Consider the following 13,536-nt stretch of genomic DNA (forward strand, 5'->3'; position numbering starts at 1 on the left):
ATCAAGTAGGCTTGGTACAAGCTAAACATAGAAGAGAGATATAAACGCTAACGCGGATTAAGCAGGATATAGGGGTGAACTTAGCCGATGCAGGGGAAGATTTTGGTGGTGGACGATGAACAGCCCATCGCGGACATTCTGAAGTTTAATTTGGAAAAAGAGGGTTACGAGGTCATCTGTGCATTTGATGGCATTCGTGCGGTTGAATTGGCGTTATCCGAGAAACCGGACCTGATGCTGCTGGATCTGATGCTCCCGGGCAAGGACGGTATGGATGTCTGTCGCGAGGTGCGCGCTCATCTAGAGATGCCAATCATTATGCTTACCGCCAAAGATGGCGAGATCGACAAGGTGCTCGGACTAGAATTGGGTGCGGATGATTACGTGACGAAGCCATTCAGTACGCGTGAGTTGCTTGCACGGGTGAAGGCACAGATGCGCAGACGGCAAAAGCTTGCGATTACGGCAGAAGCGCACGAAGACGAAGAGAAGCAGGTCATGCGGCTATTTGATCTGGCGTTTGATATGGACATGTATACGGCTTATAAAGGCGGAGAACCGCTTGATCTGACCCACCGTGAATACGAACTTCTCTATTATATGGCGAAGCATTCCGGCAAGGTTATGACACGGGAACATCTGCTGCAAGCGGTATGGGGATATGAATATTTCGGTGATGTACGTACCGTGGATGTCACGATCCGTCGTCTGCGTGAGAAGATTGAGGAGAACCCAAGCAAACCGGAAACGATTCTGACACGCCGCGGGCTCGGTTATCTCGTGCGCAGTGCCAAAAGCGTGGGGATATAATGGGCCGATTCGCGCGATTCTCGTTCTTCCGAACGATTCAGGCGAAATTGATCATTATCTATGTACTGCTGATTCTGATTGCGATGCAATTGATCGGCGTTTATTTTGTGAGCGCGATGAAGAACTCACTAACGAGCAACTTTACGGAAGACTTGCAGGCGCGTGCGGAGATGCTATCGGTTCTCGTGGGGGAGACGATGGCGGGTGGAGAAGCAGAGGCTGGCGAGGACAAAACGGAAAATCTGCGTGTGCTGGTGAACAACCTGTTCAACATTAACGGTGCCGAGATTCAGGTGCTGGATGCCAGCGGCAAAGTACTGACGACTTCGCTAAGTTCACATTCGGACTATGTCGGGCGCAAAAATACCCAGACTGTCGTCAGTCGTGCGCTGCAAGGTATTCGGGACAACGAGGAATATATCGTGGACGAGGATAATGTTCGCAAAAAGGTCGTCGCCAAGCCGGTGCTGTCCGGCGGCAAGATCATTGGTGCGGTCTACATCGCGGCATCCATGAACGAGCTGTATTCCACGATGGAGGGAATCAACAAAATCTTTATCTCCGGCATTCTGATTGCCTTGGTCTTAACGGCGGTGCTTGGCGTGATCTTGTCCCACACGATTACACAGCCGATTAAGGAAGTGACTCGGAGAGCGACAGCGGTCGCAGAAGGTAACTTCGATCAGCAGACACCTGTATTTGGCACGGATGAGATTGGTCAGCTCAGTCGGGCTTTTAACTATATGACCAGCAGGCTTCGGGATGCACTTTCACTGAATGAAGAGGAGAAGGAGAAGTTGACCTCCATTCTGACCAATATGAGTGATGGCGTGGTGGCTACGGATGAGTACGGTAAAGTCATTCTCGTAAACCGTCGTGCCAGCAGCATTCTGGGTATGCATCCTGCTGATATTGAAGGAAGACACTTCGCTATATTACTCGGCATTGATCCGGAGGATGCGGAAGCCCTCGCGAGTGGTTTCACAGGTTCAACTTTGCTGCAGATTGCACCCGCAGGACAGGAAGAACCTGTGGTCATTCGGATGACGTTCACACCTGTTCATCGGCGTGAACGGGGGATCACGGGAACGATTGCCGTGCTTCAGGACGTTACCGAGCAGGAAGAACTTGAAGCATCCCGGCGTGAATTCGTAGCCAATGTATCCCATGAACTGCGTACACCACTGACTACAATTAAGAGTTACGCGGAAGCACTGGATGACGGCGCATTGGAAGATCCGCAGCTTGCCGGTCGTTTTGTTGGTGTTATTCAGAACGAGACGGAGCGAATGATACGACTGGTTACGGATCTGCTGCATTTATCGCGGCTGGATTCCAAAGAGGCTTTGCTACGTAAACAGCCAACCGATATCCTGGAAATGCTGGAGGAAGTGACGGATCGATTCTCGTTTCAGATGCATCAGAAGGATATTCAGCCTGTGCTGTCTGTAGAGAATGATATTCCGGCTGTTCCGCTGGATCGTGACCAGATTGATCAGGTGCTGGATAATGTCGTATCCAATGCGCTGAAATATACATTGGAAGGCGGCACCATTACGATTGCGGCTAGACGCAGTGATGAACACGCACTTGCCATCTCGGTATCGGATACCGGAATGGGTATCCCACAGCGCGATCTGGATCGCATTTTTGAGCGGTTTTATCGGGTGGACAAGGCTCGTTCCCGCAGTATGGGAGGCACAGGGCTAGGACTGTCCATTGCCCGGGAAATTGTGAAGGCACATGATGGAAGCATCTCTTTGGAGTCTGAAGTAGATGTGGGAACGACAGTAACGTTCACACTGCCGATGCGTGAGAAAGGGGGTGAGCACCGTGAAGGAACGGATTAAATCCTTGGTGCTTGCTGCCCTTGTTGTAGCCAGTCTGGTTCAGAGTTATTTTCTGATCTACCGTTTGCCCGGAGGCGGGGATTCCATTGTGACGTCAGAAACGAACTATGTGAAGACGGAAAATATGGGTCAGGAACGCAATATTGAAGAATTGATCTTCCCTGATCAGATGATTATTCATCTGGGTGAGGATAAACATACGGTGTTTTACCCTGGCAATACGTTCTATCAGTTAATCTATTCGCGGTTACAGGGGCGGGCGTTCGATGATTTTCAGCGCCGCAGTGTGCAATCGGTGAACTGGGATCAGATTCGCAAGGAGAACCCTGGGTTTGAACTATCGTTCAAAGAGGGTATCCCCGTAGCTTTGTTACAGCGGGTGATGAGGCTTGGGACGGATTCCTTGTTCCAAGGGGAGACTATTAACCGAATCTCGATCTATACGTCCAAAAATGAAACGAAGGCCCATGCGCTGTTCTTCAGCGCCAAGGGAGACGTGGTATACGAAGCAACGCAGGCGGACCTGACAGTACAAGACGTGCAACAGCATGTTGACTTCGGTACGAACTGGACGCCATATACGCTGATGGATGGCGGGTATTATATCCCGGCCGAAGCTCTGGAGACGATTGAGGCAGATGTGCCGACAGGGCAGTTCACGGTTGAGCAAATGCAGCGTAGTCTGTTTTTCGATCCAAGCATGACCCGGAATATCCGGGAAAAAGATGGATCGGAGATCTACACGGATAGTAAACGTAGTCTGCAGGTAAAACAGGAACAGCGTTGGATCAGTTACACCGATCCGGCGGCACCGCCTGCGGGACAGATTGATCCCGCGAAGGATGCGTTGTCTGCGGTTGATTTTGTGAATCAGCATGGTGGCTGGAAAGGCAGGTCACGCATGATGCTGGAGACCGCTGACAGCAAGACGCAGCTTGAATTCCAGCAGTATTATGGCAGCTATCCGATTATGGATTCCATGCAGTTCCGCTTTGGCACGATCAGCATGGAGATGCAGCAGGAGACGGTATCCAGTTATGAACGATCGCTGGAATACCTGAACGAAGGTGCAGAGACGAAGAAATCGGTCAAATTGCCTGGCGGAGACAAGCTGAAGGCTCTTATTAAAAAGGTAGCAGGTGAGAATCGCCAGGTGGTGGATGTCTACCCGGCATATCGTCCTTCTTCGATTGAGGACGGACTAAAGCTGATTCCGGTATGGGTAATCCGCTTTGGAAACGGGGAGGAAACCACCGTTTCTTGATGGGTTGTAGGGTAATGGAGTCATTTGATATCCGAGCGAGGTGTAAGGTCACACGATAACGGAGAGGGCAGAAAAAAGCTGGAGAAGCGAAGCCAAAAGCTTTCTGAAAGAAAGCTGCATCGAAAGCATACGCTTCGCCTTTATCGCCGGATTTCTCCCTTAGGAAAAGGGAATCAAGAAATCTGGGGATAACAGCGATCGGAAGGTTGTTCTGACCGCGGAGTGGGCCAGTGTGATATTAGTTGCTTTTATCAAATGGACGGAGGTGAATGTTTTGGATTGGGGACGGGCAAAAAATGTGTTGATCTATGCCTTTCTGCTGCTCAATCTGGTGCTGGGATACCAGATCTGGATGGATGCGCGAGAGACGGCCGGAGCCAATCTGGACTTCACCTCACTGGCAGATAATACACAGCAGGCGATGGAAGAGAAGGGCATTCAGGTGCTGGCTCCGATTCCAAATGAAACGCCAAAGCTGCCGAAGTTGTCCTATGAGTTCATTGAAGAGGACAAGGCTGGCGTGGATATGGAACTGGAACAGCCTGTAGATAGCAAGTTAATCTTCTCTCAAAGTGAGCTGGAAGATGCATTAGAGCGTGAGATTCCACAGATCGGGACATACCGGCTGGATCAGCTGATGGCCGAGGATGGGGCTTTTGTGCTTCACCCACTGGTCGATGGCAAATGGCCGCTCTTCAATGTGAGTCTGGAGCTATTCTACAGCGACCAGAAAATAACGGGTTACCGTCAAACTCCAGTGCGGATTACAACCGCAGAGGAGAGCGATCAGCAGGTGCTTCCGGCGTCGAAGGCGCTGGGAACGCTGATCGAGAACTTTTTGCCAAATGATGCAATTGTTAAAGATATTCAGCTGGGCTATTACGGCCAGTTGTTCAATTCAGATATACAGGTAGCGATGCCGGCATGGCGGTTCGTGCTGGAAAGTGGCGAAGTGTTGTACGTGCAGGGCATCAGTGGGGATGTATTCAGTCCCAAGACAGACAAACCAGGGGAGTAATGCGTTATGGGGATATATTTTACCGTGTTATCCAGCGGTTCGACAGGTAATGCCACAGTCATACAACATGGGGGTACCTCTCTCATGATTGATGCGGGTCTTAGTGCGAAGCGATTGGATGCACTGTTTCAGGAAAGGGAGATTTCTGGGGCAGAATTGGACGGGATTCTGGTTACACATGAACATTCCGATCACATTAAAGGACTAGGCGCGATGTCTCGGAAATATAATTTACCAATCTACGCGAATCTGAATACGTGGGCGGCACTGGAGAAGTCGGTTGGGGCGATTCCAGAGGAAAACCGGAGGGTATTTGAGACGGGTGAAAAGCATGATTTTGGGTCACTGCGCGTGGAATCCTTCGGGATCTCGCATGATGCGGCTGAGCCGGTAGGCTACACATTCGATGATGGTACGGAGAAGCTGTCTGTTGCAACGGATCTTGGGTACATGAGCGACAAGGTTCGTGAAGCGATTTCCGATTCTGACGTGCTGGTGCTGGAGGCGAATCATGATGTCGAATTACTGCGTATGGGACGTTATCCATGGAACACCAAGCGCCGGATTTTGAGCGACATTGGGCATTTGTCGAACGAAGCGGCAGGGGCAGCGCTTAGTGAACTGATGAACGGACGCATCAAGCGCACGTATTTGGCACATCTTAGCCGAGATCATAATATGATGGACTTGGCAAAAATGTCGGTGCGCGACGCGATGGAGAGCCGTGGATGTTTTTATCGGGATCATGAGTTCAAACTCTGTGATACGTATTACGATCGTCCTACGCCATGGGATAGGGTGGGTGAGCCATAAAGCTGTCCAGTTCGGCGGCTTTGCGCTCAACTTCCTCGCGGGTTAGGATGCCTTTATCAATAAGTAGTTCAATGATGGTGCTGAGTGCAAGGGTATTGCGATAGTGTTCTTCCTTGAGATCGGCCAGCTTGGCCGCCATATGAACTTCATCCATGGCTGTAAGTGTACGTGTGCGATCCATATATATCCTCCTCTATTAAGCTTCGAATTGTCTTTTACTATTATTGTAGTCAGGCTTGATGGAAAACATTCCTCTTTTTGCCGCTAACATTTGTGTGATGAGACGTGTATGCTGAACCTGTGACTATGCAGGGGTGAAAAAGTTCTTCAAATTTGCCAAAATGGCGCTTAGCGGACCGGATTTTGTGGTGATAGATACTATGGACCTTTATTGTTAAGCGCGTTATAGCGGAAATTTGCTTTAATTTTCGTAAATATGCAACTTTTTGTGATTTGACGTGTTTAGTATATGAGGAGCATTGTGATTTTGGCTGTTTTGCGTGTGAAATGGCATGTCATAGAATGCGAGAGCATGATTGATAGAGTCACTGACAGAATGGCGTGTCCGTTCTGTTGTACATAGACGCTGTATCTTGATTTGATGCCGGGATGCGGCGATATGCAAGACCATTTTTTAAAATTGCAAAAAAGCATGGGAAACCGTTGGAGTCTTCACGTAACGAAGACGACAGAAGAAACCTGAAGAAACAGAGTGTTCGCCTTTAGGAACAAATTTTTACCTTGGAAGAGGGGATCAAAAAAATTTGTGAGTAACAGCGATCGGAAGGTTCGTCTGTTGGCGGAGTGGTGTATGTGAGAACTCCATCGTTGATCCATGCGACAACTTAGGCGGCAGTCAGGGTCTTGATGCGTGACAACGAAGGGGAGAGGATCACGATGGGATTGTTTGGAGACGATTTTTATTCAACCAAAGTATCAAGACGCGCCGAACCTGAACAGAAAGGCAAACTTCAGATCATCCGCCCTGGAGGCAGAGCACGTGGACGTGACCGCTGGAGCAATCCGCGCAGATCGCGTACGGGAATCAGTTCCACAGTGAAGGTAGCTGTGATTAGCTCAGTGATCAGCTCCATCGTGACCGTCATGCTGTTTAGCTTCATCACACAGCCTGCTTCGTTACCGCTGGCTAATGCTACAGGTAATGGTGGTGGAGGCGGTGCACAGACAGCGCAGGCAGCTGATCCATACGACCGGATTATCCAGGCAGCAGCCCATGTTCGTCCTTCCGTGGTGAGCATTGTGAACCATAAAACGGGTAGCAGTCTATCGATGGAAGATTCGGCGCTGGGCTCAGGGGTCATTTTCAAGAAGGAAGATGGCAAGGCATATATTATGACCAACCACCACGTTGTGGAGGGTGCGAGTGATCTGGAGATTGTGACCGTAGATGGGGAGACACATAAGGCAAAGCTGGTCGGTAAAGACCGTGTAAGTGACATTGCTGTACTATCTGCAGAAGATAAAGGGCTGGGAGCAGTCGCGGAGATTGGCGATTCCAGCAAACTTCAGCGCGGTCAAACGGTGCTGGCGATTGGGAACCCGCTTGGTCTGGGCGGCACGCTGACATCCGGAATTGTCAGTTACACGGATCGTATTCTACCTGTATCGATTAATCAGGACGGAGTGTACGACTGGGAGCAAAACGTGATCCAGACGGATGCGGCGATTAATGAAGGTAATAGCGGCGGTGCTTTGGTCGATCTGAACGGCAAAGTGGTCGGCATCAACACGATGAAGATCTCGGATACGGGCGTTGAAGGTCTTGGCTTCGCGATTCCGATGAACGAAGTGATGAAAACGGTAGATTCCCTGCTACTGAACGGCAAAGTATCTCGTCCATACCTGGGCGTGTACACGGTCGATCTGAGCAACCCTTATGCACCACTGGATGACGAGCAGCGTAAAGATCTGAAGCTGCCATCTCACGTGGACAGCGGCGTGGTTGTGTTGGAAGCATCCGGTCCGGCATCCGAAGCAGGTATGAAGCTGAATGATGTTATTACGGAGTTTGACGGGCAAAAAATTACCTCCACGCTGGATCTGCGGAAATATCTGTACGATGAGAAGAAGATTGGGGACACGATTGAAGTGACCTTCTACCGGGATGGCAAAGCTGAGAAAGTATCGGTGAAGTTGACGGATAAACCGGAGTAGGGAAGATCAACGAGCGAGCCCATACTGTTGCGTGGATTGAAATAGGGAATGCTAGAAGAGTGATCAGATCAACTGACCACTCTTTTTTAGTTGTTATGGGTGAATGTGCTCGTTCGACAGTAAATGAGTAGATCAACCATTTTTATATTCTCATGATCAGTTAGACCCGGAGCCAAAGGAGCAGATACATAAGACTAGGGCTGTGGTAAACTGTTGTCAATATGTTGGAGACGGTCGCTGATGCAATAACATTTGTTTGTCGATCTGATTTTATTTCAGAATGGAAGGGGTATTTTTGATGAAACATTTGAAGAAAAAGATGCTTGGGGGAACGAGCTTGGCGCTGTCCCTGTTTATGCTGTCGGCCTGTGGATCTGAGGTAGCTACGACAGGAGCATCTGTAGATACAAGTGCTCTGCAAGAGAAGATTGCAGGGCTTGAGAAGAAACTGGTGGAGCAAGGAGCCAAGAGCGTTGAGCAGGAGCAAAAGATCGCAGCACTTGAGACCAAGTTGAATGAGTTGAGTACAAGTGTGATTGCGGTAGGTGAGGCTGGTGGTCAAACGCCTGTAACATCGGGAAACAACGGATCGGCCGGGAAAGGCGACGGGGTGCTGATTACCTTTGCCCAGTATGAGAAGCTTGAGGTTGGCATGTCGGTAGGAGATGTCATTGAGATCCTCGGCGGCGAAGGTGAAGCGCTGAGTGAAGCGGAGAATATGGTGGTGTACAACTATAAAGGCACAGCCGGCAATGGTGCCAATGCGGTTATTGCTTTTCAAGGCGGGAAGCTGTTGACGAAGGCGCAGTCGGGATTGAAGTGATATTAGTATTGGACATGAAGAGTCTGAATCTTTGGAGTAAAGCGTATTACAGGGTTAGGGGAAGTTAAATGGGGGCCAATCAGAAAATTCTGGTTGGTCTTTTTGTTGTTTTTATAAAGTTTGTGAGTGGCGGAAAAGTTATTAGAAGTAGATTTTTTGAATTAATAACTTGACATTCGCAGTTAGTTGTAACTATAATAATTACATTATAGAAGTTGTAACTGTATTAGTTACATATAACGATTTGAAGGGGGATTCAGTCGAAGCAATTGTATAACCAGACTATAGGATGGTTTAAAAAATCAACGGAATTGGCTGCTAGATGCATTGATATGGATGAATGGCAGCGACATAAAGAGAGGGAGATCAATTAAATGTTTATTAAAAAATCATCAATGGGCGTTATGCTCGTTCTATGTTTCATGTTAATTCTGAGTGCTTGTGCGGGTACAGCAAGTAAAACCGAAAATGCGGAAGACTCTTCATCCAATGCTGCTAGTGCTGGAAATACAAAGAGCGAGGAAACAAACACACCAGCGGTGGAGCTGAAAGTGACTACCTATAATCCTGGGGAAAACAGCATTTTTGGCGTTTCATCAAACCTGATTGAAGGTCCAACTGAAGTCGTGCTTGTTGATGCGCAGTTCCAAAAGAATGATGCCGAGCAATTGGTCAAAATGATTAAAGATACGGGTAAAAAACTGACCACCGTATATATCAGCCACAAGGACCCGGACTACTACTTCGGTCTATCGGTAATCCGTGAGGCGTTCCCTGATGCAAATATCGTTGCGACTCCAGCAACGGTGGAAGGAATCAAGGAAACAATTCAAGTGAAGAATGAATATTGGAATCCGATTTTGAAAGAAAATGCACCAACTGCTCAGATTGTTCCGAACGTCCTTGACGGTGCTCAATTGACTGTAGATGGAGAAGCCGTAGAGATTATCGGTTTAGATGGTTCCGATCCGTCCCATACATTCCTGTGGATTCCTTCCATTAAAACTGTTTTGGGTGGCGTTCCTGTCTACGAAAATTCGCACGTTTGGATTGCAGATAACCAAACGCCAGAGAGCCGTGACTACTGGCGCCAATTGCTAGACCAAATTATTGCATTGAATCCAGAGCGAGTGATTCCAGGTCATTACCTGGGTACCAGTGCCGGGGATATATCAAGTGTTACATTCACTCGTGATTATATTGCTAAATTTGAAGCAGAGGCAGAGAAAGCCAAAGATTCAAAAGAACTGATTGCAGCCATGGAAAAAGCATATCCGGACTTTACGAATACAGGCGATCTGGAGACGAGCGCTCAGGTAATTAAAGGCGAAATTTCTTGGCCTTAAGTATAACGATGGAATTCTAGAAACGGTATAAGTAAAGGGCGAACATCCTTATCCTGTTAAGTGGGAAGGATGTTTTTGCTGTCATTAGGCGTGTAGGGGTTTCTTTTCGGCGGCAGGTGTGATAGAACTGAGAAGTGGCTATCCTGTAATGGGATACGCGGTTGTGAATCGGGAACATAGCTGGTTACAGAAAGGATGCTTAACGGATGTACGTTGTATGCAAAGAACACGTGGACATTGCCATCGACATGTTTGTCGATGAGTATGAGGACGCTCCAGATATCGTTGATCTGAAGGAGACGGAATTTGCCGACTGGGACCCGCCTGCGAAATGCGCCGAGTGCGAACAGCACGCGGAATTCCTCGTCGTTTAGCGTACTGTAGGACTTAGATGGCCGGAGGCGTGACTTAAGGTGGCGCTTCGGGCTGACTTTCCATCCGGTATGAACATCACAGCAAGAAGCCAAGGAGAGCGTGATGAGCGCTCTTTTTGTCTTTGTGTGGGGAATTGGTGTGGTTAGTAGGTAGCGTGGAACTGGGGCGAGGTTCGTAGGGGCTGACGGGGGAGTAGGCGAGAGTAAGAGAAGATTAAGGTAGGTAGATGCCGAGTTCCGAGTTGGGAGTGAGCTAGGTCGTAGTAAATTTGCAAGTTGTAGGTAATAGAAATGGAAGCCGCTGAGGCATGGGGGAAAGTGCCGTTGGGTAACAGCGATGTGGGTAGTGACGTGGGTGTAGACTGGCCGAGTAGCTCTAACGAACTCGAGACGCCTTATATGAGGCAAACACCGCCTGGTTGAAATCTAACGAATCGTAGACACGTTATGTTGCTGAAATGGCCTCGAAAGTGGTGGGGAGTGCTCGTTTGATGCGAAGTAGCGTGTTTCAGATTCGTTAGATTTTAAAAGAGCCGAAATGGGGCTGATTAAGGTGTGTGGAGTTCGTTAGAATTTGGAGAAATGTGTAGTATAGGTATAATACAGTTGGAACGAACGATGCGATGCGATGAAGCATCTTACTTATAGAATATCTCGCAAGACAATTTAGGAGGAATGAATTTCATGTTTATTCAGATTATTGGCGTAGGCAAATTGAAGGAAAAATATCTGACGCTGGGCATTCAGGAATATGCCAAGCGGCTCGCCCCGTACATCAAGTTTCAGATGATCGAGGTCGCAGACGAAAAGGCGCCCGATACCCTGAGCGAAGCTGAGGTTCGGGCGGTAAAAGAGCGGGAGGGCGAACGCATCCTCGCGCATGTGAAGAGCGAGGCGCATGTTGTCGCGCTCGCGTTGGATGGCCAGCTCTGGAGTTCCGAGGAGCTGGCATTGGAGATCGACAAGCTCGGCACGTATGGGACGAGCCATGTCGTGTTTGTCATCGGAGGAAGCCATGGGCTTTCCGATGAGGTATTGCGCCGTGCGAAGCAGCGCTTGAGCTTCGGGCGCATGACCCTGCCGCATCAGCTTATGCGGCTGGTGTTGGTGGAGCAGATTTATCGCGCGGTGAAGATAAATCGGGGGGAACCGTATCATAAATAGTGGTAAAGCGGTAATGGTCACATTAAAACAATGAGCCAAAGCTATGTAGTCTTGGTTCAAAATTAAGTAGTGGCTACAGTCGTATAACGACTGTAGCCTTTTTTTAATATTTTTGTGAATAAGCATTAATTTCTCGGAATGCTTCAGGTAGATAATTGCACTTATAACACCATATTCATATCAATAGTATAACCAGAATTCTTAATTCCTTAGCTACTGCAATATGCCATGCTCTGTGCGGTAGGGGGGCACGATCGACCCTGTTTCTAGCCTCCCCGTTCAACTCTGGCAGGGTTGAAGCAAAATGTAGTTGGCATTGGATTGACCCTGCCGCCACTTTTTCCAAAAATATTCGCTGATGCCAACAAGATTACTACAAGTCATCGATATCAAAACCTTATGCTATTTCGTGACGTGCTGAATGAAGCCTTAGTATGTGTTGATAATAGGCAAAATAGTTGTGAATCGCATACTTTATTCGAACGGGTAACTAATTATATTCATGAATATTATTATCAAAGCCTTACAATCGCATCGCTTGCAGAACAACATAACGTTAATCGAAATCGACTTTCTTACATATTTAGAAGACATGCAGGTATGGGACCAGCAGAATATTTATTAAAATATCGTATAAATGCGGCGCAAGAAATGCTATTTACGAGTGATGCGCCTGTACAACAAATTGCGCAAACGGTTGGAATGGCTGACCCCTTTTATTTTAGTAGAGTGGTTCAAGAAACAATGTGGCATTTCTCCTACTGAATATCGAGAGAAGTTCATCAATAATCCATGCTAATTTCAACATGCATCCATTCTAATCTAAAAATTACTTTACTATAATAATGGTTAACTAAAGAAACCATTATGTTGGAGGAATTTCGTATGCAGAAGATTAAAGGACTGCTAGTCTCAATGCTATTATTAGCAGGCATACTAGCAGGTTGTAATGAAGCACCTGCTGAAAATAAAGGATCAACTAAAAAAGGCGTATCTACATCAGCAGTTAATTTAGATGCAACTGATTGGCCGAGAACATTTAAGGATGCCTTAGGTAAAGAAATTGTTATCAAGAAAAAACCAGAAAAGATAGCCTCACTATGGTATTTTTATCCTGAAATATTAGTTGCATTAGGTGAACCACCTGCTGCTTCGACTGAAAAAGAGTATCTATCTTCTTTATCTTATTTAAAAGGAAAGCTGGATTCAGCTGAAGAATTAGGCGATAAAGTGTCTCCTAGTATTGAAAAAGTTTTATCTATTAACCCTGATTTTATTTTAGCAACAGAGCATCATGAAGCAGTGTATGATTCACTAGATAAAATTGCGCCAGTCATTACGTTAAAATACAAGGACATCTATGAAGATTGGCAATATGGACTCCGTACAGTAGCCGAGATTATTGGTAAAGAAGACGAAGCAGAGAAAGTAATTGATAAAATGATGAAAGAAATCACAACTGGGCGTGAAGTATTAAAGTCGATGGAAGGAGAGACAGTAGCACTTATATTGTCTTGGGATGGAAAAACTTTTAATGTTCTAGGTGAAGGAAATCCGGTCTATAAAATTGCGTTTGATAAAGAAAAGGGACTGGGGCTTACACCAGATGATACATATACAGGTGCTAATAATGAATTTACTACGTTTGAAGGAATGTCAACTATTCAAGCAGACCATATTTTCCTTATAGGTGACATTACAAAAGAGGAACAATTAATGAATGGCTTAAAACAAAGTAATGTATGGAATGCTATGAATGCCGTAAAGAAAGGCAATGTCTATTTAATGGATAATTCTGCTATTACTGGTGGGCCATTAGCTACTGAATATGCTATGCAAAATATATTAACTGCCTTGCGTAAGTAGATAATGGTTAGCTCTTGCCTATTCACTGTAAGT

Annotated in this window: 12 protein-coding genes and 1 pseudogene; 12 read left to right on the forward strand and 1 reads right to left on the reverse strand. The window is 47.1% G+C overall.

The window, feature by feature from the left end:
* The first annotated feature begins 87 nt into the window (after positions 1-87).
* The 5 genes from yycF to MHI01_RS18945 all read left to right on the forward strand — a co-directional run bounded on the left by yycF (position 88) and on the right by MHI01_RS18945 (position 5,755).
* Entirely contained in the window at positions 88-810 is a 723-nt protein-coding gene (yycF, locus tag MHI01_RS18925; protein WP_017691453.1) for a response regulator YycF, read from the forward strand.
* The gene (gene walK, locus MHI01_RS18930) at positions 810-2,660 is read left to right on the forward strand and encodes a cell wall metabolism sensor histidine kinase WalK (RefSeq protein WP_036671863.1); all 1,851 of its coding nucleotides are present in this window, start codon (positions 810-812) and stop codon (positions 2,658-2,660) included. Before yycF ends, walK begins: the two co-directional genes overlap by 1 nt.
* Positions 2,644-3,924 carry a YycH family regulatory protein gene (locus tag MHI01_RS18935; RefSeq protein ID WP_047841017.1) on the forward strand — a complete coding sequence of 427 codons (1,281 nt, stop codon included), beginning with the start codon at positions 2,644-2,646 and terminating at the stop codon, positions 3,922-3,924. Before walK ends, MHI01_RS18935 begins: the two co-directional genes overlap by 17 nt.
* A gap of 274 nt (positions 3,925-4,198) precedes the next feature.
* Positions 4,199-4,942 (forward strand): two-component system regulatory protein YycI, encoded by a 744-nt coding sequence (gene yycI, locus MHI01_RS18940; RefSeq protein WP_036612041.1) that lies wholly within the window; start codon positions 4,199-4,201, stop codon positions 4,940-4,942.
* 6 nt (positions 4,943-4,948) lie between these two features.
* Positions 4,949-5,755 carry an MBL fold metallo-hydrolase gene (locus MHI01_RS18945; RefSeq protein WP_036611902.1) on the forward strand — a complete coding sequence of 269 codons (807 nt, stop codon included), beginning with the start codon at positions 4,949-4,951 and terminating at the stop codon, positions 5,753-5,755.
* Here MHI01_RS18945 and MHI01_RS18950 read toward each other — a convergent pair.
* Entirely contained in the window at positions 5,724-5,936 is a 213-nt protein-coding gene (locus MHI01_RS18950; protein WP_036611899.1) for a hypothetical protein, read from the reverse strand. The two genes, MHI01_RS18945 and MHI01_RS18950, sit on opposite strands and share 32 nt — an antisense overlap.
* Positions 5,937-6,652: 716 nt before the next feature.
* Here MHI01_RS18950 and MHI01_RS18955 point away from each other — a divergent pair.
* The 7 genes and pseudogenes from MHI01_RS18955 to MHI01_RS18985 all read left to right on the forward strand — a co-directional run bounded on the left by MHI01_RS18955 (position 6,653) and on the right by MHI01_RS18985 (position 13,503).
* Positions 6,653-7,930 (forward strand): S1C family serine protease, encoded by a 1,278-nt coding sequence (locus MHI01_RS18955; protein ID WP_036611896.1) that lies wholly within the window; start codon positions 6,653-6,655, stop codon positions 7,928-7,930.
* 298 nt (positions 7,931-8,228) lie between these two features.
* Complete coding sequence (locus MHI01_RS18960; RefSeq protein ID WP_053061397.1) at positions 8,229-8,753, forward strand: hypothetical protein; 525 nt, start codon at positions 8,229-8,231, stop codon at positions 8,751-8,753.
* Between the two features lie 374 nt (positions 8,754-9,127).
* Positions 9,128-10,099, forward strand: a complete 972-nt coding sequence (locus MHI01_RS18965; protein ID WP_340983815.1) for an MBL fold metallo-hydrolase — start codon at positions 9,128-9,130, stop codon at positions 10,097-10,099.
* A gap of 206 nt (positions 10,100-10,305) precedes the next feature.
* Positions 10,306-10,473, forward strand: a complete 168-nt coding sequence (locus MHI01_RS18970) for a CxxH/CxxC protein (RefSeq protein WP_017691462.1) — start codon at positions 10,306-10,308, stop codon at positions 10,471-10,473.
* Between the two features lie 684 nt (positions 10,474-11,157).
* Complete coding sequence (gene rlmH, locus MHI01_RS18975; protein ID WP_017691463.1) at positions 11,158-11,637, forward strand: 23S rRNA (pseudouridine(1915)-N(3))-methyltransferase RlmH; 480 nt, start codon at positions 11,158-11,160, stop codon at positions 11,635-11,637.
* Between the two features lie 387 nt (positions 11,638-12,024).
* Positions 12,025-12,436, forward strand: a pseudogene (locus MHI01_RS18980) (helix-turn-helix transcriptional regulator); the annotation flags it as partial.
* A gap of 86 nt (positions 12,437-12,522) precedes the next feature.
* Positions 12,523-13,503 (forward strand): ABC transporter substrate-binding protein, encoded by a 981-nt coding sequence (locus tag MHI01_RS18985; protein WP_340983816.1) that lies wholly within the window; start codon positions 12,523-12,525, stop codon positions 13,501-13,503.
* Positions 13,504-13,536: the final 33 nt, after the last annotated feature.

It is taken from the genome of Paenibacillus sp. FSL M7-0656 (assembly GCF_038003225.1).
Classification (GTDB): domain Bacteria; phylum Bacillota; class Bacilli; order Paenibacillales; family Paenibacillaceae; genus Paenibacillus; species Paenibacillus amylolyticus.